This window comes from Micromonospora sp. CNZ299, assembly GCF_002754415.1.
Window position 1 is genome coordinate 1067164 of record NZ_PEFG01000001.1, and the last position, 22855, is coordinate 1090018.

21 protein-coding genes and 1 tRNA gene are annotated in these 22855 nt (G+C 68.9%); 8 read left to right on the forward strand and 14 right to left on the reverse strand.

Features of this window, described 5'->3' with window-relative positions:
- Nucleotides 1-16 precede the first annotated feature (16 nt).
- The gene (gene bagB / locus CLT68_RS05090) at nucleotides 17-1168 is read left to right on the forward strand and encodes an ArsA family ATPase (RefSeq protein WP_199176989.1); all 1152 of its coding nucleotides are present in this window, start codon (nucleotides 17-19) and stop codon (nucleotides 1166-1168) included.
- A gap of 6 nt (nucleotides 1169-1174) precedes the next feature.
- Here the strand turns inward: bagB and CLT68_RS05095 are convergent, their stop codons facing one another.
- Nucleotides 1175-1495: a WhiB family transcriptional regulator gene (locus CLT68_RS05095; protein WP_007466209.1), complete on the reverse strand. Its 321-nt coding sequence runs from the start codon at nucleotides 1493-1495 to the stop codon at nucleotides 1175-1177.
- Nucleotides 1496-1902: 407 nt separating this feature from the next.
- Here CLT68_RS05095 and CLT68_RS05100 point away from each other — a divergent pair, with 407 nt between their 5' ends.
- Complete coding sequence (locus tag CLT68_RS05100; RefSeq protein ID WP_099856802.1) at nucleotides 1903-4344, forward strand: transglycosylase domain-containing protein; 2442 nt, start codon at nucleotides 1903-1905, stop codon at nucleotides 4342-4344.
- Between the two features lie 118 nt (nucleotides 4345-4462).
- Here the strand turns inward: CLT68_RS05100 and CLT68_RS05105 are convergent, their stop codons facing one another.
- The gene (locus CLT68_RS05105) at nucleotides 4463-4918 is read right to left on the reverse strand and encodes a GatB/YqeY domain-containing protein (RefSeq protein WP_088950579.1); all 456 of its coding nucleotides are present in this window, start codon (nucleotides 4916-4918) and stop codon (nucleotides 4463-4465) included.
- Nucleotides 4919-4943: 25 nt separating this feature from the next.
- Here CLT68_RS05105 and CLT68_RS05110 point away from each other — a divergent pair, with 25 nt between their 5' ends.
- Nucleotides 4944-5837, forward strand: coding sequence for a metallophosphoesterase (locus tag CLT68_RS05110; RefSeq protein WP_099849178.1), 894 nt, complete (start codon nucleotides 4944-4946; stop codon nucleotides 5835-5837).
- 268 nt (nucleotides 5838-6105) lie between these two features.
- Nucleotides 6106-6182: transfer RNA gene (locus CLT68_RS05120), tRNA-Pro, on the forward strand.
- Between the two features lie 65 nt (nucleotides 6183-6247).
- Here the strand turns inward: CLT68_RS05120 and CLT68_RS05125 are convergent.
- From CLT68_RS05125 to CLT68_RS05150, 6 genes are all read right to left on the reverse strand, one after another.
- A complete protein-coding gene (locus CLT68_RS05125) occupies nucleotides 6248-7411 on the reverse strand; it encodes a site-specific integrase (RefSeq protein WP_099849179.1) in 1164 nt (387 codons plus the stop codon).
- The gene (locus CLT68_RS05130) at nucleotides 7408-7626 is read right to left on the reverse strand and encodes a helix-turn-helix domain-containing protein (protein ID WP_099849181.1); all 219 of its coding nucleotides are present in this window, start codon (nucleotides 7624-7626) and stop codon (nucleotides 7408-7410) included. The genes CLT68_RS05125 and CLT68_RS05130 overlap by 4 nt, the downstream gene beginning before the upstream one ends.
- A gap of 82 nt (nucleotides 7627-7708) precedes the next feature.
- On the reverse strand, nucleotides 7709-9202 hold the full coding sequence (locus tag CLT68_RS05135; RefSeq protein ID WP_199176990.1) for a replication initiator: 1494 nt from the start codon (nucleotides 9200-9202) through the stop codon (nucleotides 7709-7711).
- On the reverse strand, nucleotides 9199-9432 hold the full coding sequence (locus CLT68_RS05140; protein ID WP_099849182.1) for a hypothetical protein: 234 nt from the start codon (nucleotides 9430-9432) through the stop codon (nucleotides 9199-9201). Before CLT68_RS05140 ends, CLT68_RS05135 begins: the two co-directional genes overlap by 4 nt.
- Nucleotides 9429-9851 carry a hypothetical protein gene (locus tag CLT68_RS05145; RefSeq protein ID WP_099849184.1) on the reverse strand — a complete coding sequence of 141 codons (423 nt, stop codon included), beginning with the start codon at nucleotides 9849-9851 and terminating at the stop codon, nucleotides 9429-9431. The genes CLT68_RS05140 and CLT68_RS05145 overlap by 4 nt, the downstream gene beginning before the upstream one ends.
- Before the next feature lie 511 nt (nucleotides 9852-10362).
- Nucleotides 10363-10575 (reverse strand): helix-turn-helix transcriptional regulator, encoded by a 213-nt coding sequence (locus CLT68_RS05150; protein ID WP_099849185.1) that lies wholly within the window; start codon nucleotides 10573-10575, stop codon nucleotides 10363-10365.
- 435 nt (nucleotides 10576-11010) lie between these two features.
- Between CLT68_RS05150 and CLT68_RS05155 the strand changes: the two genes are divergently transcribed.
- Nucleotides 11011-12294, forward strand: a complete 1284-nt coding sequence (locus CLT68_RS05155; protein WP_486482077.1) for an NsdA family TPR-like regulatory protein — start codon at nucleotides 11011-11013, stop codon at nucleotides 12292-12294.
- Nucleotides 12295-12308: 14 nt separating this feature from the next.
- Nucleotides 12309-12866, forward strand: a complete 558-nt coding sequence (locus tag CLT68_RS05160; protein WP_099849189.1) for a GNAT family N-acetyltransferase — start codon at nucleotides 12309-12311, stop codon at nucleotides 12864-12866.
- Here the strand turns inward: CLT68_RS05160 and CLT68_RS05165 are convergent.
- The 5 genes from CLT68_RS05165 to CLT68_RS05185 form a co-directional block, all read right to left on the reverse strand.
- Nucleotides 12863-13594: a HEPN domain-containing protein gene (locus CLT68_RS05165; RefSeq protein WP_158240862.1), complete on the reverse strand. Its 732-nt coding sequence runs from the start codon at nucleotides 13592-13594 to the stop codon at nucleotides 12863-12865. The two genes, CLT68_RS05160 and CLT68_RS05165, sit on opposite strands and share 4 nt — an antisense overlap.
- 121 nt (nucleotides 13595-13715) lie before the next feature.
- The gene (locus tag CLT68_RS05170) at nucleotides 13716-14000 is read right to left on the reverse strand and encodes a DUF3027 domain-containing protein (protein WP_099849192.1); all 285 of its coding nucleotides are present in this window, start codon (nucleotides 13998-14000) and stop codon (nucleotides 13716-13718) included.
- Nucleotides 14001-14014: 14 nt separating this feature from the next.
- Nucleotides 14015-15853: an IS481 family transposase gene (locus tag CLT68_RS05175; protein WP_433653345.1), complete on the reverse strand. Its 1839-nt coding sequence runs from the start codon at nucleotides 15851-15853 to the stop codon at nucleotides 14015-14017.
- 726 nt (nucleotides 15854-16579) lie between these two features.
- A complete protein-coding gene (locus CLT68_RS32795; protein ID WP_158240863.1) occupies nucleotides 16580-16747 on the reverse strand; it encodes a hypothetical protein in 168 nt (55 codons plus the stop codon).
- Nucleotides 16748-17239: 492 nt separating this feature from the next.
- Entirely contained in the window at nucleotides 17240-17998 is a 759-nt protein-coding gene (locus CLT68_RS05185) for a hypothetical protein (protein ID WP_143743131.1), read from the reverse strand.
- 691 nt (nucleotides 17999-18689) lie between these two features.
- On the opposite strand from CLT68_RS05185, the gene CLT68_RS05190 reads away from it, so the two are divergent.
- Nucleotides 18690-21281, forward strand: coding sequence for an AAA family ATPase (locus CLT68_RS05190; RefSeq protein WP_099849197.1), 2592 nt, complete (start codon nucleotides 18690-18692; stop codon nucleotides 21279-21281).
- 75 nt (nucleotides 21282-21356) lie between these two features.
- The gene (locus tag CLT68_RS05195; RefSeq protein ID WP_099849199.1) at nucleotides 21357-22181 is read left to right on the forward strand and encodes a class I SAM-dependent methyltransferase; all 825 of its coding nucleotides are present in this window, start codon (nucleotides 21357-21359) and stop codon (nucleotides 22179-22181) included.
- A 49-nt stretch (nucleotides 22182-22230) separates the two neighbouring features.
- Here CLT68_RS05195 and CLT68_RS05200 read toward each other — a convergent pair whose 3' ends face one another.
- Entirely contained in the window at nucleotides 22231-22704 is a 474-nt protein-coding gene (locus CLT68_RS05200; RefSeq protein WP_099849200.1) for a hypothetical protein, read from the reverse strand.
- Between the last annotated feature and the right edge of the window lie 151 nt (nucleotides 22705-22855).

Genomic DNA, 22855 nt, shown 5'->3' on the forward strand with positions numbered 1-22855 from the left:
GGCCCGATACGCTCGATTGGTGCCTTCCGAAGACGCGGCGCCGCAGCTGGACGTCGACCAGATCCTCGCCGACCCCGGCGTGCGGATCGTCGTGTGTTGCGGTGCCGGCGGAGTGGGAAAGACGACCACCGCTGCGGCGCTGGCCCTGCGGGCCGCCGAGCACCACGGCCGACGCACCGTGGTGCTCACCATCGACCCGGCCCGCCGGCTGGCCCAGTCGCTGGGCCTGACCGAGCTGGACAACACCCCTCGCCAGGTCAAGGGCATCGACGTCGAGAGCAGCGGCGGCGAGTTGCACGCCATGATGCTGGACATGAAGCGCACCTTCGACGACGTGGTGCTGCAGCACACCGATCCGGCGAAGGCCGCGGAGATCTTCGCGAACCCGTTCTACCAGGCGATGAGCTCGACCTTCGCCGGCACGCAGGAATACATGGCGATGGAGAAGCTGGGCCAGCTGCACGCCCGGGGCGAATGGGACCTGATCGTGGTGGACACGCCGCCGTCCCGCTCGGCACTGGATTTCCTGGACGCGCCGGCCCGACTCTCCCGCTTCCTCGACGGACGGATGCTGCGACTGCTGCTGGCTCCGGCCCGCAGCGGCGGGCGGAGCATGTTCAGCCTGGTCACGGCCTCGTTCGGGATGTTCTCGAAGGTGGTGCAGAAGGTGCTCGGCGCACAGCTGCTCACCGACCTGTCCGGCTTCGTGGCCGCACTGGACTCGATGTTCGGTGGTTTCCGGCAGCGCGCCGAGCAGACGTACCGCATCCTCCAGGCCGGGGAGACGGCCTTCCTGCTGGTCGCGGCGCCCGAGCCGGACGCGGTCCGGGAGGCCGCCTACTTCGCGGGCCGTCTGCGGGACGAGCGGATGCCGCTCGCCGGCCTGGTGCTCAACCGGGTGCACCGACCGGCGGTGCCGCAGCTGGACGCCGAGCAGAGCCGGCTCGCCGCCGAGCGGCTGACCGAGCTGGGTGGGCACGAGGCCACCGCCGACGTGCTGCGGGCGCACGCGGCGCTGGCTCGTCAGGCGGTACGCGAGCAGCAGGTCGCCGCGCGGTTCACCGAGGCGTTCCCGGCGGTGCCGGCGGTGTCGGTGACGGCACAGCCCGCCGACGTGCACGACGTCGACGGGCTGCGGACGATCGGCGCGGCGATCAGCCGGCCGTGACCGGCGTCAGGTGGCCGCGCTGACGAGGATCTTGTCCTTGCCGGCCTTGTCCTTGCTGTTCTTCTTCATCGCTGCCTCGAACATCTTGCGCCAGCTCGTCACCTGCGGGTGACGACGCAACAGCGCCCGCCGTTCGCGTTCGGTCATGCCACCCCACACACCGAACTCGATCCGGTTGTCCAGCGCGTCGGCCAGGCACTCGTACCGAACTGGGCAGCTCCGGCAGATCCGCTTCGCCACGTTCTGTTCGGCGCCTTGTACGAACAACGCGTCCGGGTCCCCGTTCTGACATGCCGCCAGCGACGGCCAGTCAGTGATCATGCCCATGTGTACACGTCCCCCCTTGCAGTACCTACCGACCTCGTCGATGCACGTCAGCCGGCAATTCCCCCCGATCGCCCGGCCTGCCTTCCCCAAGGCGGCGCGGACGACATGTGGCGCTGTCGCCGCCCCCATCATGCTCTGTAGTCACCCGATTACGCAACGTTGTCGGCGAAATCCATCATTCCGGACACTCCCGGCTTCCCGGGCCTTCAACCGCCGGTTACCCCGCCGAGGTCAGCGATAACGCCGCGCCGCCTCCCTGAATTGGAGGAGACTCACGCCAGGTCACACGCAACCAAGCACGGGGGGTCGTGCGTTTAGCACAACGAGGGCAGCGCACGCAGGAAATGGGGAAAGAACGCCCCAGCGCACCTCGTTCCCTACTCGCGTACCCTGCTGAGGTGACCTGGATGCGGAAACGTGACCACAATGTGCTGACCAACGCCGCATCGCTACTCGTGTGTGGCCTGTTGGCCGGCGTGGTGGTCGCTGCGGCGGCCTTCCCCGCGGTGGCGATGTCCGGCTTGGCCGCGAAGGCGGGCGCCGAGACATTCGGCAACCTGCCCACGGAGCTGACGGTGGCCCGAGCGCCGCAGATCAGCTACCTGCTGGCCTCGGACGGCAAGACACCGCTCGCAACGATGTACGACGAGAACCGGCGCGACGTGAAGCTCGCCGACATCTCTCCCTACATGCAGAAGGCCATCATCGCGGCCGAGGACCACGACTTCTACAAGCACAACGGCGTCGACATCAACGGTGTCGCACGCGCGTTCGTCAACAACCAGGCCGAGGGCTCCGGCCGGCAGGGCGCCTCGACGCTGACCATGCAGTACGTCCGGCTGGCCATCGCCTACTCGGCCACCCACCCGGCCGACGTGGTCGCGGCGACCGAGGACACCAGCGCCCGCAAGCTCCGCGAGATGCGGCTGGCCCTCCAGGTCGACAAGGAATTCTCCAAGGACGAGATCCTCACCCGCTACCTCAACCTCGCCTCGTTCGGCAACGGCGCGTACGGCATCTTCGCCGCCAGCCAGGTCTACTTCGGTAAGCCGCCGAGCAAGCTCACGATCGATGAATCGGCGCTGCTGGCCGGCATGGTCAAGGCACCGACGACGAACGACCCGACCACCCCGGCCGGCCGCCCGCTCGCACTGGACCGACGCAACTACGTCATCCAGAACATGGTCGAAACCAAGGCCATCACCCAGCAGGAGGCCGACGCGGCCAAGGCGATCAAGCTGGTGGTGAAGGACAAGCGCACCCCGAACGGTTGCGTCTCCGCCAACGTCAACAGCTGGGGCTTCTTCTGCGACTACTTCTACCGCTGGTGGATGCAGCAGGAGACGTTCGGTTCGACCACCTACGACCGGGAGCGGCGGCTGAAGAGCGGCGGCTACACCGTCGTGACGTCGATCGACGTCCAGGCGCAGAAGGGCGCCGACAGGGCGGTCCGGAAGGCCAAGAGCGAGAACAGCAAGGAAGCCGCCATGGTCGCGGTGGTCGAGCCCGGCACCGGCCGGGTCCGGGCGCTCGCGGTGAACCGGCAGTTCAAGCTGGACGACCCGAAGAACCCGAAGAACAAGATCTCCAGCGATCCCGCGAAGAGCAAGAAGAAGATCCGGGGCAACTACCCGGCGACGGTCAACCCCCTGCTCACCGGTGGCGACGGCATCACCGGCTACCAGGCCGGCTCGACCTTCAAGATGTTCACGATCGTGGCGGCGTTGGAAAAGGGCATCCCGCTCAGCTACCCGATCAACGCGCAGAAGCAGTTCAAGTCGGAATACATCATCCAGCCGGGCCCCGCAGCCTGCCCAGGCACCAACTTCTACTGCCCCACCAACTCGACCGAGAGCATGGCCGGCCCACACAACATGTGGACCGCGTTCGGCCGTTCGGTGAACACCTACTTCGTGCCACTGCAACAGCAGGTCGGCGCGGAGAACGTGGTCAAGGCCGCCAAGCGGCTGGGCATCAACTTCCGGGCCCAGGAGGATCTGGACCTGGAGAAGGGTGCGCACCAGTGGGGCGCGTTCACCCTGGGCGTCTCGCAGACCACCCCGCTGGATCTGGCCAACGCCTACGCCACCCTGGCCGCGGACGGCACGTTCTGCGAACCGATCCCGGTGCAGGAGATCCGCGACCCGGAGGGCAACAAGCTCGACATCGCCAACCCGCGCTGCGAGAAGCGGTTCAGCACCGACGTGGCCCGCGCCGCGGTGGACGCGGCCCGATGCCCGGTCGGTGACAAGTCGTCGTCCTCCCGGTGCGCGGGAGCGACCGCCCCCAACGTCCGCGGCGACGTCGGTTTCCCGGTTGCCGGCAAGTCCGGCACCACCGACTCGGAGAAGACCGCCGCACTGGTCGCGATGACCAAGCAGTACGCGGTGGCGGGCATCATGGCCGACCCGGACTGGCCGCAGACCAACGTGAAGATGAAGCACGGGGAGAAGGACGGCATCAATCCGCCGGTGTGGGAGACGCTGCGGGACGCCATGAAGGGCAAGAAGGCGATCCAGTTCGAGCCGCCGGGCCAGAAGATCTCCGAGGGTGACCAGCGGAGCATCCCGAGCGTGAGCTGCATCCCGCTGGATCAGGCGAAGTCCCGGATCAAGGGTGCCGGCTTCGAGCCGGTGGTCTCCGACACCAAGGTCAAGTCTTCCTGTCCTCCGGGCACCGCCCACGGCACCAGCCCGGACGGGCGCACCATCAAGGGTGGCGTGGTCACCATCCAGGTCAGCAACGGTGGTGGCGGCACCACGCCGGGCAACACCGGTGGTCCCGGTGGCCCCGGGCAGCCTGGCAACCCGCCCGGTCGACCCGGTGGCGGGGGTCGTCCCGGCGGCTGAGCCGACGCGCAGGACACAACGGGCGGGCACCCTTCTCGGGTGCCCGCCCGTTCGTCTGTCCGGTCGACCGGCTACCGGCGCCGATCCCGAGGGCGGCAGTCACGGTGCCCCCGGTGAGTCAGAGGCCCAGCTGTCGGCGTACCTCGGAAGCCACCCGGCCGCCCTCGGCCTGGCCCGCCACCGCGGCCTGGGCCGCCTTCATGGCCGGGCCCATCTGGGCCTTGCCGGTGAAGCCGCCCGCGGCGAGCGCCCCCGACACCAGCTCGGCCAGCTCGGCGTCCGAGAGCTGCTTGGGCAGGTAGCGGTCCAGCACCTCACCCTCGGCCGACTCCTTCGCGGCCTGCTCGGCGCGACCGGCGTCGGCGAACGCGGTGGCTGCCTCCCGGCGCTTCTTGGCTTCCTTGGTCAACACGGCGAGCACCTCGTCATCGGTGAGCTCGCGCTTGGCCTTGCCGGCGACCTCCGCGGTGCCGACGGCGGCCAGGGCCATCCGCAGCGTGGAGGTGGTCAGCTCGTCGCGCGCCTTGAGCGCGGAACGCATGTCGGCAGTGAGGCGGTCCTTCAGCGTGCTCATGGACGGTCAAACTACCCTGAACGCCATGCGAAAGCGCACACTATTCCGGCTTGCCGCCGGAACCGCCACGGTCGGCGCGGCCACCCTCGCGTACGCGTCGCTCATCGAGCGCAACATGTTCACCCTGCGGCGGTACGACGTGCCGGTGCTGCCGGCCGACGCGGAGCCGCTGCGTGTGCTCCACCTGTCGGACCTGCACATGATGCCCGACCAGGCGCGCAAGCAGCGCTGGGTGGCGTCGCTGGCAGCCCTGGACCCCGACCTGGTGGTGGTGACCGGCGACAACATGGCGCACCCGGACTCGGTGCCCGGGGTGCTGCGCGCCCTACAGCCGCTGCTGGACTATCCGGGGGCGTTCGTATTCGGCTCCAACGACTACACCGGGCCGGTCCTGAAGAACCCGTTCACCTACTTCCTGCCCGACCGTGAATACACCGAGGGCGTCGAGCTCCCCTACGAGGAGCTGCGTCAGGTGTTCACCGGCGCCGGCTGGGCGGACCTCAACAACGTCCGGACCACGTTGAAGGCCGGCGGTCGACAGCTCGACCTGGTCGGCGTTGACGACCCCCACATCGACCGGGACGACTACCCCTCCGTGGCTGGCGCGGTCTCGTCGTCGGCGGATCTGTCCATCGCGCTGACGCACTCCCCGGAGCCACGGGTGCTCGACCAGATGGCGGCGGACGGCTTCGGGCTGATGCTGGCCGGGCACACCCACGGCGGTCAGGTCTGCGTACCGGGCTTCGGCGCGCTGGTCACCAACTGCGGCCTGCCCCGCTCGATGGCGCGCGGTCTGCACCGCTGGCCGGGCTCGGACTCCTGGCTGCACGTCTCCGCCGGCCTCGGCACCCACCCCACCGCCCCGATCCGCTTCGCCTGCCCCCCGGAGGCCAGCATCCTCACCCTCATCCCCCGCTGACCAGCCCACACCGCCTGCGCCCCGCCCACACCGCCTGCGCCCCGCCCACACCGCCTGCGCCCCGCCCACACCGCCTGCGCCCCGCGCAGGCCTCAAGATCCGCGCGGGCCTCAAGATCCGCGCAACATCAGGGATGTTGCTGCCTCATGCCGCAGCGAGGCAGCAACATCAGGGATGTTGCGCGGATCTTGGCTCTCTCCGGGGTCCGGGCAGCGGGGTACCGAGTTTGACCATCGGGTCGGGTGGGCTACTATTTGTCGGCACGCCTCGGGGTGTGGCGCAGCTTGGTAGCGCGCTTCGTTCGGGACGAAGAGGTCGTCGGTTCGAATCCGGCCACCCCGACCAGGTCAGAGGGCACATCCGATCCATGGATGTGCCCTCTAGTGCTTCCTGGGTGACCAACTGAGTGACTACGCCTCAGCAGACGGCGCGAAGATGCGATCCATGACCGCCGCCCCTTGCAGCAGCACCGGCCGAAGCTGGTGACGGTAGACCAGCTCGGTGACAGTGGTGCCGGAGTGCCCGCACAGGTCGGCGATGTCCTCCAGGCTCACCCCGCTGTCGGACAGCAGCGACACAAAGCTGTGCCGCAGCTCACGAGGTGTCCAGGCAGCCGGATCAAGGCCAGCCAGGGCGAGGACTCGGCGGAAGGCCCGGCGGACGTTGGCCGCGTCGAGGGCAGTGCCGACAGTCGAGGCGAAGACCACCCCAAGCGGCTGCCAGTCCTTGCCGGCAGTCTTGCGCTCCTGTTCCTGCCGTTCCCGGTGATGAGTCAAGGCGGTGACGCACCGGGCAGATAGAGCGAGGGTGCGTCGGGACTTGCGGGTCTTGGTATCGCCGCCGTCCCGGTCAGAGCGCCACACCTGGATCGAAGGCGGTAGCGGCGGATCCATGTCGAGTTGGCCGTCAAGGTCAACGTGGTCCCAGCGCAGGGCGCGGAGTTCTTCGGTGCGCGCGCCGGTCAGCAACGAGAGCACGACATAGGCGTGCAGGCGAGTTCCCTCGGACGCGCCGAGGACGGCCTTCGCCTGGTCCAAGGTGAGGGACTTGGAGGCGCGACCCTCCTGGCCGCGCGGGACGGTGCACAGCGCGACGACGTTGCGCTTCACCTTGTCCCGGGCCATGGCTCGGTTCACCGAGCGGTTGAGGCACCCGTAGAGGTCACGAAGGGTGCGAGTGCTGAGGGTGGTGGCCTTGTCGGCTAGCCAGCGGTCGACGTCCTGGGCGCGAAGCTCGCGGAGCTTCCGAGCGCCCAACGCCGGGATGATGTGGGTACGGCACAGGATCTCGCACTTGGTCTTGGTGCGGTCTGATCGGCCGTTGAGTCCGTAGGTCAGCCAGTCGGTGACGGCTTCGGTGACGGTGTAGTGGTGCTCGGCGATGGCGAGCCCGTCTTCGTAGTCGCGGATCTTCTCCCGCAGTTTCGCGCGGGCTTCGGTCTTGGTCTTGCCGCTGCCTTTGCGCACGATGCGTTTGCCGGCCGGGGTGTAGCCGACGGTGATGGTGGCCATCCAGCGTTGCCGGGACTCGTCCCAGTGCAGGCCGCCTTCGCCTCGGGCGCGGCGTGTGGTCATCGGGTGCCTCCTTTCTGGGCTTCGTGTTCGAGCAGGTCGACGTAGGCGGTGATCGCGGCGGCGGGGACGAGACGGGACCGGCCCTGTCGGACGGTGCGCAGTCGGCCAGCGCGGATCTGTTCGTAGATCACGGTCCGCGACAGGCTGAGCAATCGCATGGCCTCAGTGATCCGGTAGAGCGCCTTGGCCGGCGCGTCGATGGCTGGTGCGGTCAAACGGGGTGGTCCTTCCTACTCGGGGCAGCAGGTTCTTGACACGTACGTGTCAAGGGCGGGTGGGTTGGTTGACACGTACGTGTCAGCCGACGAGTTCGCGCATGGCTTCGCGGCCGGCTTCTGCTCGTTCGCGGGCCATGGCTGCGGCGGTGTTGGCGAGCAGGGCGTCGCCGGTGGTGAGCCACCCGCAGCCGGTGTAGGCGAGGGTGTTGATGACGACGGTGGTTTCCGCGTCGTGCTCGGCGTCCTGGTCGTGGTCGACCGTGCGGCGCCACACGACGCGGGCGTCGCGGAGAATGCGGAAGGTGACGGAGTAGCGGCGGCTCTTGGTGAGGAAGTGGCCGCCGAAGCCGAGCATGTGCGCCCACCGTCGCAGCCCGTTCCAGTCGGGTGCGCCGCCGAGGGTCCAGGCCGCGTCGATGAGTCGTTCGGTGTGGGTGCCGTCGGGGTTGGCGTACAGGTCGATGGTGTCGCCGTTGAGCCGGCCCGAGGCGTGGCCGGTGGCTTCGGTGCTCTTGGTGGCGTACTTCGCCAGGTACGCGGCGACCATGGCGTCGGTGATCTCGCCGTCGCCGGCCAGTCGGACGGGTCGGATGTCGGCGTAGCGGCCCTTGCCCTCATCGCCCCACCCGATCGGCCAGCCGGCGGGCTGGTGCGGGTGGGCGTCGGTGGTGAACGAGGTGGAGGCGGCAGCCTGCTCGACGGCGGCGACCAGGTCCAGCAGCCCGAGCGGTGCTGGGGGCGCGACGATCGCGCCGGGGCAGTCGGGTTCGTTGCCGTCGAGGCGGATGATGACGTGGTAATGCACGACGCCGCGTCGTTGCATCTCGGCGACCTTGCCGTAGGACAAGCGCAAGGAGCCCGCGGTGAGGCCAAACGCGCGGGCGGTCTTGGCCAACTCGCGGCGGATCGCGATGGTGGTACGCCGCCACAGCTCCCCGGCCTGGTTGTTGAACACGACCTGGGCGTGGTGGTCGTAGCAGTCCAGGCACAGCGGTGTGCCGAGGGCTTTCTCGTCGGCGGCGTGCAGCCGCTGGCAGCGCAGGTCCACCCCATGCGAGCACAGCACCTCAGCACGGCGGGGACGGCAGGGGATGGCCTGTCCGGTCTTGCTGGTGCGGCGGGTGTGCACCGCGCCGAACGACGGAGCGGTCAGGGTGACGAACACGGCGGGGTGTGCGGAGACGGCGGTGGGGATTCCTTTGCCGCCGATGAGGCCGGCGCGGATGAGGTGGAAGGCATCGCGGCGGTACACCTCGGCGCAGGACGGGCAGACGGCGGCGCGGCGGTTGCCGCACGGCTTGTAGATCTGCCCGTCGGGCATGTCCTCGGTCGAGGCCAGCGCGAGGAGTTCCCCGGTGGCGGGGTTGATGGTGGCGCACTCGCCGGTCAGACGCACGGGGCGGGTGCAGCCAGCGGCCGGGCGGACGTGGTGCAGCCACGCGAAGTAGTTCGGGTCCTGGGCGCGGAGCCGGCCGAAGTCGGCGGCGTCAACAGCGCGGCGGCCCGAGACGAACGGCTGTGGTCCCGGACGACGGATGCCGCCCGGGGTCACAGGTTCGATGGTGACCGTCACGCAGTGACCCGCGTGCCGGTCGTGGGCAGCTCACCGTAGATACGGGTGAGCAGTGCGGCGTAGTAGCCCGGCACCTGGGCACGGTGGTTCTCCCACAGGAAGACCAGCCGCACGAGGAGGTACACCTTGGGCAGGGTCATGCCGTCCCGGGCGGCCAGGATCTTCATCCGGCCAATCAGTTGGGTCGGTTCCCAGCCTCGGGACAGACGCGCCAGGCGCAGCGGACTCATGCCGCCACCCCCGAAGCGGTGGCCTGCTGCCAGGCGGTCAACGCGGCATCCGGGCGGGTGGCCCGGCGGTGCATCCGCACGAACTTCGCCGCGATCGACATGGCGTCGCCACGGCTGTCGAGCCCGGGCAGCAGCGCCTCCCAGTCCCGCCACTGGCAACCGTCCAGGGCGTTCCGGATGCGGGCACCGATGTCCCGCACCGTGTTCCAGCCGAGGGTGGTGATCTGGTCCGTCACGAGACGGGCCATGTCCTCGTAAGGCAGGTTCCCGTGGGTGGCCCAGCGGGCACCAGCGGCGAAGAACACCGCCTGTAGCTCCCACTCGGTCAGAGAACCGAGATCGGTCGGTGCCGACTCCACCGGACGGGTCGACGTCGGCAGGTGCAGAACCTTCGCGGTCGGCACCGTCGTCGCGATCATCGCGCGTCCTGCTGGGTCGATGGCCTGTTCATCAGGGCCTGGTGGACCATCAGATCCGCGAGACTGCCGTCATCCCAGACGGCAACGCCGCGCCACGCCTTGCGACGCGGGGTCGGCACAACCTCGGGCGGGCAGCACGAGTCACAGCAGCAGTACGGGTTGGCGGGGTTCGGGCAGACGTCGGCGCGGATGACGGGTTCGGGGTAGGAGACGGAGTTGACAGTGGGCGGCAGTCCAGAAACCTCAGCAGGGGTCGAAGCAGCGAGCAAGCCAGGAAGCTCGGAGACGAGCGAGACGGCGGCACGCGCCACGGGGTACAGACCCGAGGTCGATGGGACAGGAACGCGGGTACGCTGATAGAGCATCGTGTGGTCCTTTCGCGAGGTAGACCGATGCGCCCGGCCTCAGCGGGTGGCAGCCCGCTGGGGCCATCTATTGGAGTGCTGTACAGCGTCGGTGCTGTATTGAGGCCGACTTTACAGCACCGATGCTGTAGAGGGAAGGATCGAAGCTACTTGCCGTGGCGGGGGCGTGACTCCGCCCAGCTCTTGACCGTCTGGGGCCGCCAAGCCGGCGATCGACCGAACATCCGCTCCGGAGCGGGAGCCTGCTCGCGGGCCACGTAGGCCGCCCAGGTGCCCCGCGCGATTCCGAGATAGGCCGCGCATTCCGCCGCTGTCCACCAGTCGTTGGGCAGCGCGGGCGGGTTCGTCATCCGTGTCATTACGGGTGAGGATACGGGACGGGGCAGCACCCGCGCTGTAGCGGATACTGCCCCTCGCTCCGCTGCCGCTCGGCCTCCGGACCTGCTGCTGCCGGTTGCGGGAAGCGCCGTGGTTGATGCGGATCATGATGTAGATCTGCAAGCTCAGCAGTGTCGTGCCGACAATCATGGCGATCGCTGGCATCAGCAGAGAATTTGCCATGGCGCTGCCCTCCCCGTCGCTACTCGCTCGTCACGGTGTGCCTGTTTGGCTCACACTGAGAGTGGCGTCATCGACCAGGACCTATCGAGGTCCCGGCCGGGACCTCTGGCGGACAACTGACGGACAACTGGCGGACATCCGTTGAGGAAGCCATAGCAGTGCGCGACCGTCGACGTAGGAGCCCAGAGCGAGGAGGGGAACAGGTGGCAAGCACTCGCCGCACACCCCGAACGATGCTGGAGTACTTCATCCAGCAGCGCGATCGCACCTACGAGGAGATGGCCGACGCCTTCCTCCGCTTGGAGGAACCCGCCGCGATCAGCGCTCGTCACCTTGGTCGACTAGCCAGAGGCGAGCGAGGTTCTGCCGGTGCGACGCCGGCCACGAGGCGAGCGCTACAGGCGATGTTTGGCATGCCGCTTGATGATCTTCTCCGGCCCTGGACTCCGGAACTTGTCATAGCCCAGCCGGCTACCGACGACGGCTCATTGGTGCTGCCGTCACCCGGCAACGAAAGGAGTCTGATCAGAATGGCAGCCGAACGAGCCCGTCGCTTCACCCTCCTCGCCGCCGAGAGCACTACCCCGGAGGCGGTCCAGCAACTCCGCGACGACGTCCAGCGGCTGGCGCTGGCCTATCCACAGCGCCCACTCACCGAACTGCTCGGCGACATGGTCGAAACTCAAGACACCTTGTTCGCCCTGCTGGAGCGGAGGCAGACGCCGCAGCAGGCCCGGCAACTGCACTTCCTCACCGCTGTTACGAGCGGACTGCTCGCCAAGGCTTCTCACGACCTTGCCGACCCACACGCCGCGATGCTGCAAGCCCGCACCGCCGTCCTCTGCGCCGATCAGGCCGACCACAACGGGCTGAGAGCCTGGCTTCGTGGTCTTCAATCCATGGTCGCCTACTGGGCGGGCCGGTACGCCGAGGCCGTTCGGTTCGCCGAAGCGGGCACGAACATCGCCGCCGGCACCGCCGGCACGACCTCCGTGTGGTTGCCGGTGAGCGCCGCCCGTGGATATGCCGCACTCGGCAACAGCGCCAAGGCCCTCAGCGCGATTCGGGCAGCCGAAGAGGCGTGGAACCGTGTCGAGCCGGACGAGGTCGATGAGCTAGGGGGCATCTGCACGTTCAACCAGCCTCGTACGCTCTACTACGCCGCCGACGCCCTCGCATGGCTACCCAACGAGGCAGACCAGGCAGTCGACTTCTCCACCCGCGCCGTCAACGCCTTCGCCAACCCGAACGACCCTGCTTGGGCCTTCGGCGACCAGGCCGGGTCGCACTCGGACCTAGCGATCGCACGGATCGCCGCCCGTGACCTGGAGGGTGCCATCGAGGCCGTCACTCCGGTGCTAGACCTGCCGCCGAGCCAGCGCATCAACGGGATCGTTCACTCCGTGCAGCGGGTGCACCAGGCCGTCATCCGAGCCGGGCTGGCGGCCGAAGGACGCGACCTGCTCCAGCAGATCGAGGACTTCACCAGCACGCCTCTGAAGGCACTTCCCAGGTAAGGCAAGATCGGGGCATGTACCCCGTGACGTTGAAGGGCCGCGCCGTCATCCTGCGAGAGTTCCGCAGCGACGACGCGGCCCCTTCGCTTGCCCTCGTAGGCGACGAGCGCGTGACCCGGTGGCTCTCGTTCGACAACCGGGACCTCGAAGCAGCGACCGCGATGATCGAGGGAGCGGTATCGCGGGCCAAGACGGAGCCCCGCAACGAGTACTACCTTGCAGTGACTCTCCCGGGAGACGAGCTAATTGGCTTTGCTCGGTTGGGCCTCGACGGCGTGAAGGCCGCCAAGCTTGGATACGCCATCCGCACCGAGCAGTGGGGCCACGGCTATGCAACCGACGCGGCACGGACCCTGACGGACTTCGGCTTCCGAGAACTGGGGCTACACCGCATCTCCGCAGCTATTGGCCCAGACAACACCCCGTCGATCGCCGTAGCCCAGCGGCTTGGTATGCAGTATGAAGGCCGAATTCGGGACCACGTCTTCACTAATGGAGCATGGCGCGACTCGCTGCTCTATGCAGTACTGGCCAACGAATGGACCGATGTTGCGGGCCTCCAAGAGCGCTAGGTCGCACGAGATCGCGCGTAGACAATCATTTCGTCTACAATGTCTAGAAGTTGTTCAAGCTCGTCGTCGGAGATGTCGAGGCTTCCGTCCGCGTATCGCGCTGCCGCTCGTGCTCCATGCAACGCTCTGAGGGTTGCAGCGTGACTGCTAGGAGCGTTGGCATGCGCGACCCACTGGTCAAGCCATTCCTGCCGGTACGAGTGATTTTTAGTCCGTTGCTGCTGTAGCAGCATACTCGCTTGCACAGTCAGCTCTGCGGCGGAGTAGGCGACGTCGCATGCGACGGCAGGTGCCGTTTCGGAACAGGTCCGCGCCACAACGAGAAACTCTTCGGCCCGCTGTATAAGCCCGGAAGCCTGTTCGCGGTTGTAGCGAAAATCGAATGTCACGTACCTTGCGCCAGCAATAGTCGCCAGGCACACATACCCGCTGTTGGGGCCCACGTCGGGTGGCAAGACTGCAAGGACTTCCTCGATGTCAGCCTCGGTAACTGGCTGCCCCTCTTCGACCTTCGACGCCCGAACCTGAACCGAAATCCGCGCCTGATCGTTGATCCACACCCTCGGGTGCTTCCGGCCTGGATCGATCTCGACCACGACCTTGGTGATCGCGTCCCGTTCGAGCGTGAGTCCGCGTCGGGAAAGCTCTGGCTCAACGAAGACGTCAAATATTGAGTTCACAACGTTGCGGGCGAACTCATCGTTCGGAGGACTAGTCGACTCGCTCACGGCAAAGATCTTACCCTTCGATGGCTAGCCGTATGTCGAGTCTCAGGACGTGCGTGACAGATCAGTCTCGGGACGTGGGTGACACGTCCGGCTAGACGATCTTCAGTTTGCTTGCGTTGGGTTATCCGAAGGAGCCGTCGTCGCGGTTGGCGAAGGCGGCGCATCCGTCGTGTTCGAAGCGGACCCGTCCGTCGAAGTTCGAGGCGGGGTTCGTGCAGGCACCGTAGTCGTGGCCGAGTTCGCCGTCGAGGGGGATCCAGAATCGACATCCGCCGCATTGCTCGTCGTACCAGGCTGCTGGGTAGGCCGGGTCGGCGGTGTCGCGGTTGCGTTGTTTGATCCACCGCTGGTGGCAGTGGTTGTTGTGGTCCGCGTCGTTGCCGGTCCACGGTTTGCCCTGTGCCATGGGATCAGGGTGCGTCACGAGAGCCGATCGGAGGAGGGATTTTCGGGCGGGTAGGACGTCGAGGCGGCGTGCCGTTGCCGGGGCAGCTCCGGCTTGCGGACCTTGAATCGTGTGATGGGCTTGGTGGTGGTGCGCGGCACTTCGGTGAGGAGCTGGTCGCCGTCGTGGACGCGGAAGGTGGTGTCGGCGGCTTCGACGGTGAGGGTTGTTCCGGCGTGGGCGATGCCGACGTGGATGCGTTGACCGGCGATGACCAGAGATCCTCGGCAGCTGACACGGCGTTCGACCCGGACCGGCTCGGGTGCCGGGGTGGGTGGTGGTCCGGCGGGGCGGGCGTCGCGGATACGGGCCTGTTCGGCCGGGGTGAGTGGGTTGGGCAGGCTGCGCAGCAGGACACCGTCGGCGGTGATCTGCATGAGGCCGCGGTCGAGTCGGACGGTGACACGCCTGCCGGCGAAGTGGTAGCCGACGGGGTGTTGCCGGCCGGCGAGGCCGATCAGGCCGGTGGCGTTGACGAGCCGTTCGACCTCGATCGGGGCACCGACCTGGACGGGCCCTGTGGTGATCGGTGGTGGCCCGGCGGGTTGGCCGTCGTCGTCGAGGAGCTGCCGCAGGTGGGCAGGGGTGAGCCGGGACGGCACGGTTTTGAGTCGGACACCGTCGATGAGCAGGTGGATGACGGTGGTGTCGGCCCAGAGTGTGACCGGGAGTCCGGCGCGGGTGGGGCTGAGCCAGAACTGTTGCCCGCAGACGGTGAGGTTGCCCGAGGCGGGGACGATCCGGGTGACCTCCACGGCCAGGCCGACACCTTCGCCGGTTGTCACTGGTGCGGCTGCAACGGTGGCCGACCCAGTGGGCGCCGGGGGCATCGGCAGCGGCTTTCGGGGCGCGGGGATTGTGGTGGCCAGCGTCGGGGGCAGCCGCAGCGGCAGCTGCTCGTCGGCTGGTGGGGCGGTGAACCGGTCAGCGGGGAATGCCATGTTCAGGGACTGGTGCGGCCGTTGGGTGTTGTATTCGTCCCGGAACGCGTCGATGGCGGCTTGGGCCTCTTCCGGGCTGGCCCAGACTTCGACCTCGTCGAGGAGTTCGCGTTGCAGGGTCTGGTGGAACCGTTCGACCTTGCCGGTGGTGGTCGGGGTGCGGGGTTTGGTGTTGCGGGACACGATGCCGTTCTCGCGGCAGACGCGTTCGAACATCACCTCGGCCGGGCGGGGCTGGTTGAACCGGCCGGTGAACTGCTTGCCGTTGTCCGTCAGGACCTCCTCGGGGATCCCGAACCGCTGCAAAGCTTCGGTGAAGGCCAGGCACACGGCCCGGCCGGTGGCCCGGCGGACTACGGCAGCGATGACGCAGAACCGGGAGTGGTCATCCACGCCGGTGACGACCTTCGCCTCACCACCGTCGGCCAGTCGGATGCCGCCGACGATGTCCAGCTGCCACAGTTCCATCGGCCGGCTACGTTCCCACCGCTTGTAGTCCTCCCGACGACGACGGCGAGGTGTCGGGTTGACCAGGCCGTGCCGGATCAGCACCCGATGCACCGTGACCCGCGACGGGATCGGACCAGGACAGTCCCGACGGCCCAGCTCGAAGACCAAACGACGCGCACCCCAGCGAGGATGATTCCGCCGCAGCTCACAAATCAGCGCCTCCACCTCCGGCGGGGTCTGACTGGGCGAGGAACGCGGCCGGCTGGACCGGTCCGCGAGGCCTTCCAGGCCCTCGTTCTGATACCAGCCAAGCCAGCGATGCACGGCCTGGCGGGAGACTCCGAACCGTTCGGCGACGTCCCTGACCGTGGATCCGGCGAGCACGTCCTGGACGGCTCGGTACCGCTGTTCCATCACGCTCATCTCCACCAACACTCGGCGGAGTGTCACCCAGGTCCTGATACCGATGTGTCACGCAGGTCCCGAGACCGGACACGATGGCTAGCCGTAAATGGTGAGAACTTTCTATACGTCTTCAAGGCGGCCCGCTTCGCAGGCCGCTCGCGCCGCCGACCAGGGGCCGACCCCAACGGGGCCGCCGACCGGGGACCCCGCCGCCTTGGCGCAAGCGCCCGGCGGCACCCCGGCGGTTGCAGCCCCGCCGGCGGCGCGAAGAGGATGCGAAGAAGCCCCGGTCCGCCAAGAGTGGTTGGCAGATCCGGGGCTGTGATGGTGATCGGGACACAGGCAGGTGCCTCCGGCGGGGTGCTCTGGCGCTCTGGGATGGTGTCGCCATCCCGGCAACCTTCGTCCGGGCGGAGCCGAGCAGGTGGGGCCTGCCTGGTCAAGGTCGTTCAGACAGTGGTGTGCTCCACCTTGACCAGGCAGGCCCCACCCACTCCACGCGTGTGCGGACGAAGGCCGACGGGATGGCAAGGCTGGTAGCAACGGCGGAATGCACAGGAGCTTACGAACGAGCGGACCTCAGTAGGCGAATCGTAGAGGCCCTGAGCAGCGGGTCATGTACCAGCAAGAACCCGCGTAACCTCATCCGTGTTATCTTGGTAGTAGAATCAACTATCAAGTTCAAAGCAGGCGAGGGGCCGCGAACGCGACCCCCCGCCTGATGGTGGAGCGCCGGTCCCGTCGTCAGTTTCGTCGGCCGTCGACGAGGACCAGCAGGAAGACCAGCAGGACGAGCTCGGGGATACCCAGCTCGTCCCTGCCGGTCGCCGCCGTGAAGTTGGCGACCACCTCGCAGGCCAGAGCCAGGCTCACGAGCGAGCCGGACCGTTGATCCTGATCTCCTGGTGTCATCTAGATCCTTTCTTCCGTGGGGTTCCGGGCTAGGACATCGCCTAGCCCCGGACCGTCCGGAAGACCGGTCATAGATCACACCGTCCCCAATGGTAACCGACGGGGCTTCGGCGGAGGAAACCGGACGACGGCGGGGCGCGCCCGGAAGGCCATCCGGGTGACTATTTGGGTGACGACAGACCCGAACAGGGACGGACGACGGCGGACACCGGCGGACCACCGCAGCAGCTCAACGGTCGACGCCGGCCAGCTACCAGTCCTGCGGTTGTTCCTTCGGGACGAAGAGGTCGTCGGTTCGAATCCGGCCACCCCGACCAGGTCAGAGGGCACATCCGATCCATGGATGTGCCCTCTAGTGCTTCCTGGGTGACCAACTGCGGCCGGATCGAGGCCAGCCAGGGTTGCGACCCGGCGGAAGGCCCGGCGGACGGTGGCCGCATTGGGGGCAGTGCCGACAGTCGAGGGAAGATCAGCCCGAGCTTGACGTTTGGCCTAGGCGTCGTCGCCCGCGCTCTTCCAACCGTCCCGCTCGGGTAACTCGGCGAGAAGCCGCTCGTACTCGGCCTGGCTACCGATCGTTGCCCGGTGTTCGGGGTGAGCGACGTAGTGCCCGATCACAGCAGCGAGAAATTGTGCGTCGACGTTGTCGGTGCGCATGGCCTTCCGGCTCCACGGAATACCGCGTCGCCGCACCAGCTGGGGTTCCGCGATCGCCATCCGGAGCCGCGAGGGGCGGTCGACACCTGGGGGGATCTGAGCGGCCGGTAGGGCCTCCCACGGCACAGTGAGTGAGCCGAGAGCCCAACGCTGCCGTATCCCGTAAGGATGGAGCTGTACCCCGTAACCCCGCCACGCCTCGACCAGCAACAGCGCGACCAGCAAAAACCAGGGAATATTGACGACCACGTCGAACGTCGACGCAATGCCTGCCCTGGTCGAACGCACCACTGCGCCGATGCTGGCCGATGCAGGCGCGAGGAAGCCCAGGGCAATGAGCACCTTCCACGCCGGAGCGGGTGTGGCGAAGGCCGGAACCTGCGGCTGCACCACAAGGTAGACCGGACGGATCCCCATGGCGATGAGCGCCAGGACCAGGACCGCCAAGGTAGGGAAGAGCAGCGGGAAGAACAGGCGCTGCCCCAGGGTAGGCACGAACCCGACGGCCGCGACGTTCACGCCGGCCACCAGTAGACCAAGCATCAAGACAAGGTGCCGGTGACGCACCATGGCATCCGAAACCTTGCCGATCATGCCCGTGACCATACGAGCCGGCGGTTGCAGGACTGGCTAGCCGATCGGTCGACGCTGAACAACGAAGCGTCGATCATGTCAAGCATCCTGTCGCTCACCGATCGCGCGGGTGTGCCGGATCCCCAGAGCTCGAACCCCCTACCTGAAGTAGCCGGCCTGTCGGGGTGGGCGGTGAGTCAGCGGTCCGGGAAGCTGAACGGCGCAGCGATGATCATCGGGCAGAGATCCGGCACAACTGACATCGGCAAGGGCTGTCGACCGCCGTAAGGCAGCGGAAGAAATCGCCCTGGTCACGTGGCCGATCCGTCCGGTTGGGGATGATCGACGCAGCGCCGGAAGGGTTCAGGGTTCCAGTCCGCCCCGGCGGTCCGAACCACGGCGAGCGGCTGCAACCGCACAACCTGAGCTGTCCAGCAGTCCGACGATTCGGTCGCGACCTCTGCCCCACAGTTGCACACCAGGTTGGGGCAATGAGTTCCGCGTCTCCCAGCTGCCGCCCGCCAGTTCCTTCACCCGCGCGGGCGACGTTGGAGGGCTCGTCGGTGGAGGGCACATCCGATCTACGGATGTGCCCTCCACCGTTCCCGGGCGTGCCTGCGCGCTCAACCCACAAGGATGAGTTCCGGGACCAGGGGATGCTGCCGTCGCGGCTGACGACGGAGCGACGCCCCGCTGACTAGCATCGATCGCGATGGAGCTGCTGGAGCGCGCGGACGCGCTCGCCACCCTGGACCGGCTGCTGGCCTCCCCCGGTGGCGCGATCGCGCTCGTCGCGGGCGAGGCAGGAGCCGGCAAGTCCACAGTGGTCGGTGCGTTCGCGTCGACGGCCGGGGCCAGGGTGCTCTGGGGCAGCTGCGACCCACTGCTGACCCCACGGGCGCTCGGCCCGGTGCACGACATCGCCCGGCAGGTCGGCGGCGTACTCGCGGAACGACTGAGCGCACTGCACACGGCGACGGAGGCCGAAGGGCGCGGCGCCGTGTTCGACGCGCTTCTCGGCGAGCTGACCAACCCCCGGCCCGGTCACCGGACGGTGATGGTGGTGGAGGACGCGCACTGGGCGGACGGTGCCACCCTGGACCTCATCGCGTACCTGGGGCGGCGGCTGACCCGCCATCCGGCGCTGCTCGTGCTCACCCTGCGCGATGACGAGGTGGGGGCTGATCATCCTCTGCACGCCGTGCTCGCAGGGCTGCCCCGGCCACTGGTCCGCCGGTTGCCGCTGCCGGCCCTGTCCACGGATGCCGTCGCGCGGCTGGCCCGCCGCGCCGGCCGCGACCCTGACGGGTTGTACCAGGCCACCGGCGGCAACCCGCTGCTGGTCACCGAGGTGCTGGCCGCTACCGGCCCGGGTGTGCCGCCGACCGTACGCGATCTGGTGTTGGCCCGGCTGGCCGCGTTGTCGCCGCCGGCCCGGGAGGTCGCCGCCCTGGTCTCGGTGGTCCCGTCCCGGGCCGAGCCGTACCTGCTCGACGGTCATCCACCGGCTGCCGTGCAGGAGTGCCTGGATCGGGGGGTGCTGGTGCCGGCGGGCAATGCGGTGGCGTTCCGGCACGAGTTGCTGGGTCGGGCGGTACGCGAGTCACTGTCCCCGGTGCACCGGGTTGCGCTGCACGCCGCCGTACTGGCCCGGCTCACGCCCCGGCCGGACGTGGACGCCGCCCGGTTGGTGCACCACGCCCACCACGCCGACGATCCGGCGGCCGTGCTGCACTGGGCGCCCGTAGCGGCCCAACGGGCCAGCCGGGCGGGCGCGCACCGGCAGGCAGCGGACCACTACACCGTCGCACTCCCACACGCCGCGGGCCTGCCGGCACCGCGCCGGGCCGAGTTGCTCGAGGCGTACGCGACTGCCGCGTACCTTGCCGGGCTGGCCGCGCAGGCGCTGGACGCCCGGCAGGCCGCGCTCGCCCTGCGGGAGGCCGAGGGCGATCCGCTGCGGATCGGCGAGAACCTGCGCTGGGTGTCCCGGCTGTGCTGGTGGACCGGGGACAGCACTGCGGCCCGGACGACGGGTACCCGGGCGGTTCAGGTGCTGGAGTCCGCGCCGCCCGGCAGGCAGTTGGCGATGGCCTACAGCAACATGTCGCAGCTGCTCATGCTCGCCGACGACAACGGTCGGGCCATCGACTGGGGTGACCGGGCCCGGGAGCTGGCCCGGCGGCTCGGCGACGTGGAGACCGAGGCGCACGCCCTGGTCAACGTCGGTTCGGCCCGCCTCCAGAACGGTGATGTCGCCGGCATCATCGAGCTGGAACGTGGGCACACCCTGGCCGTCGCCCACCATCTCGACGACCACGCGGCCCGGGCGCTGGTCAACCTGGCCACCATGTCGGTGGAGTGGCACCGGATCGGGCGGGCCGCCGAGGCCCTGGACCGGGCGTTGCGTTTCACCGAGACCCGGGACCTCGACGGGTACGCCCGGCACCTGCTCGGACACCGGTCCCGACTGCGGCTGACGACCGGAAACTGGGCAGGTGCCCGCGCCGACGCCGAACGGGCGCTGACCGGCACCGTGCAGCCCGGCGGGAGCCTGGTCCCGGCCCTGGTCGCACTGGGCCGGCTCCATGCACGCCGGGGCGAGCCGAGCACCGAGGACCATCTGGACAGGGCGGCGCGCTGGGCGACGCAGAGCCGGGAACTCCAGTTCGTCGTGCCGGTCGCCGCGGCCCTGGCCGAACGACACTGGCTGGCCGGCGAGCCGGAACGGGCGGTCCCCGAGCTGCGCCGTGCCCACCGGCTGGCTCTCGACGCGGGCCAACCCTGGTACGCCGGCGAGCTGGCGTACTGGCTGTGGCGGGTTGGCGAGCCGCTCGGGGACACCGACGCGCTGGCGTCGCCGTACCGGCGGCTCATCGAGGGTGACTGGGCTGGTGCGGCCGAGGAGTGGCACCAGCTCGGCTGCCCGTACCCCCGGGCCGAGACGCTGGCCTGCGGCGACGACCCGGCGGCCGCTGAGGCGCTGCGGATCCTGGACGGGCTGGGCGCGGTCGCCGTGGCCCGCCGGATCCGGGCTGAGCTGCGCGGCCGCGGGATGGCCCGAGTGCCAAGAGGGCCGCGCCCGAGGACGGCCGGGGACCCGGCGGGCCTGACCGCCCGGCAGCGGGAGGTGCTGGCGCTGCTCGCCGAAGGGCTCAGCAACGCCGAGATCGCGGCCCGGCTGTCGCTCTCCGTTCGGACCGTCGGCCACCACGTGTCGGCGGTGCTGGACAGGCTCGCGGTGCCCAGCCGGGGCCAGGCTGCCGCGACGGCCCGCCGGCAGGGCCTGGCGCCCCCAACATAGGTGTTTCTACCGATCCCTCGCAGTGCCACTCCGCCTACGGTCGGTGACACACGAAACGTCCGAGGGGGACCATCGATGACCACCGCAATCGATCTCAACGCCGTCAAGGCACGCCAGCAGGTGACCTGGGCCAGCGGCGACTACGGCGCTGTCGCCGCCCTCATCCACCCGATCTCCGAGTTGCTGGTGACGGAGGCCGACCTGTCGGCCGGCGCCCGGGTGCTGGACGTGGCGACCGGCACCGGCAACGCCGCCATCGCCGCCGCGCGCTGCGGCTGCGTCGTGACCGGCGTCGACTACGTACCCGAACTGCTGGAACGGGGCCACGCCCGCGCCGCTGCGGAACGACTCCCGGTCACGTTCGTGACCGGGGACGCGGAGCGCCTGGCGTACGCCGATGGGTCCTTCGACGCGGTGCTCTCCGTCGTCGGCGTGATGTTCGCGCCCAACCAGGAACAGGCGGCAGCCGAGCTGGTCCGGGTCTGCCGGCCCGGCGGCACGGTGGCGCTGGCGTCGTGGACGCCGCAGGGATTCATCGGCGACCTGTTCCGCACGGTGGGGCGGCATGTGCCGCCGCCGGCAGGGCTGCGCCCACCGGTGCAGTGGGGCGACGAGGGCCGGGTCCGCGAGCTGCTCGGCGGGGCCGTGGGTGAACTGCGGGCGGTACGCCGGGAGTACGTCTTCCGCTTCGGCACCCCGGAGGAGTTCGCCGACTTCTTCCGGGCCAACTACGGGCCGACGCTGAAGGCGTTCGAGGCGCTGCCCGAGGAGCAACGATCGAATCTGCACGCCGATCTGGTGGAGCTGGCCCGTACCCACAACCGCGCCACCGACGCCACGCTGCGGATCCCCGCGGAGTACCTGGAGGTCGTGGCACGGCGGACCCCCGACCCGGTCTGACGCCTGACATGTCCGACGGGGCGGCTGCCGGTGTGGCCGCCCCCGCCGGTCAGTCCTGTCGTTCGGTGCGCTCGATCTCGGAGAAGGCGGCGGCCAGGTAGTCGCCCAACGGCACGCCGGTCGCCGCCAGCAGATCGGCCACCAGCAGCGGGGCATGCCGGGCCAGGGCGGACGCGTCCGGGGGTGACTCGTCGCCCTCGGGGTCGTACACCCCCAGAGCGCCGGCCAGCAGGACGAGCACCACGTGCGGGTCGACGTCCGAACGCCACCGTGCCGCACCCTGCACGCAGCGGGTCAACACGTGGCGGATGTCGTCGCCGGTCAGCCCGTCCGGGTGGCTCTCCTCCAGCAGCAACCGGACCACCGCGCCGAGCACCAGCCCGGAACGCTCGTCGGCGGCGAGCTTGCCGACCACCTCGTCGTACGCCTGACCGTCGCATGCCTGGGCTGCGGCGACGGCCGCGGTGGCGGTCACCGCGATGGCGCGGGCGGTAGCGGGCAGATGTCGCCAGGTGCCGGTCATCGGGTCAGCATCGCAGACCCGGCGGACACCGCCGGACCGGCGAGAGGGTCAGGTGGATCATCGTGGGATCGGTCACTCGTCGACCTCGACGACGGCGCGGCACGGCCGAAAACGAGTCGCGTGGTGTCACACCCGACCAACAGAATGCCGG

Excerpts from the sequence above, each read along its gene's own strand:
- CLT68_RS05105 (WP_088950579.1), bottom strand. The coding sequence starts at position 4,918 with ATGAGCACGCTGAAGGACCGCCTCACTGCCGACATGCGTTCCGCGCTC.
- CLT68_RS05175 (WP_433653345.1), bottom strand. The coding sequence starts at position 15,853 with ATGAGCGTGATGGAACAGCGGTACCGAGCCGTCCAGGACGTGCTCGCC.
- CLT68_RS05140 (WP_099849182.1), bottom strand. The coding sequence starts at position 9,432 with ATGAGTCCGCTGCGCCTGGCGCGTCTGTCCCGAGGCTGGGAACCGACC.
- CLT68_RS05095 (WP_007466209.1), bottom strand. The coding sequence starts at position 1,495 with ATGGGCATGATCACTGACTGGCCGTCGCTGGCGGCATGTCAGAACGGG.
- CLT68_RS05100 (WP_099856802.1), top strand. The coding sequence starts at position 1,903 with ATGCGGAAACGTGACCACAATGTGCTGACCAACGCCGCATCGCTACTC.
- CLT68_RS05150 (WP_099849185.1), bottom strand. The coding sequence starts at position 10,575 with ATGACACGGATGACGAACCCGCCCGCGCTGCCCAACGACTGGTGGACA.
- CLT68_RS05195 (WP_099849199.1), top strand. The coding sequence starts at position 21,357 with ATGACCACCGCAATCGATCTCAACGCCGTCAAGGCACGCCAGCAGGTG.
- CLT68_RS05170 (WP_099849192.1), bottom strand. The coding sequence starts at position 14,000 with ATGGCACAGGGCAAACCGTGGACCGGCAACGACGCGGACCACAACAAC.
- CLT68_RS05125 (WP_099849179.1), bottom strand. The coding sequence starts at position 7,411 with ATGACCACACGCCGCGCCCGAGGCGAAGGCGGCCTGCACTGGGACGAG.
- CLT68_RS05155 (WP_486482077.1), top strand. The coding sequence starts at position 11,011 with ATGCTGGAGTACTTCATCCAGCAGCGCGATCGCACCTACGAGGAGATG.
- CLT68_RS05145 (WP_099849184.1), bottom strand. The coding sequence starts at position 9,851 with ATGATCGCGACGACGGTGCCGACCGCGAAGGTTCTGCACCTGCCGACG.
- CLT68_RS05160 (WP_099849189.1), top strand. The coding sequence starts at position 12,309 with ATGTACCCCGTGACGTTGAAGGGCCGCGCCGTCATCCTGCGAGAGTTC.
- CLT68_RS32795 (WP_158240863.1), bottom strand. The coding sequence starts at position 16,747 with ATGACACCAGGAGATCAGGATCAACGGTCCGGCTCGCTCGTGAGCCTG.
- CLT68_RS05190 (WP_099849197.1), top strand. The coding sequence starts at position 18,690 with ATGGAGCTGCTGGAGCGCGCGGACGCGCTCGCCACCCTGGACCGGCTG.
- CLT68_RS05185 (WP_143743131.1), bottom strand. The coding sequence starts at position 17,998 with ATGATCGGCAAGGTTTCGGATGCCATGGTGCGTCACCGGCACCTTGTC.
- CLT68_RS05110 (WP_099849178.1), top strand. The coding sequence starts at position 4,944 with ATGCGAAAGCGCACACTATTCCGGCTTGCCGCCGGAACCGCCACGGTC.
- CLT68_RS05200 (WP_099849200.1), bottom strand. The coding sequence starts at position 22,704 with ATGACCGGCACCTGGCGACATCTGCCCGCTACCGCCCGCGCCATCGCG.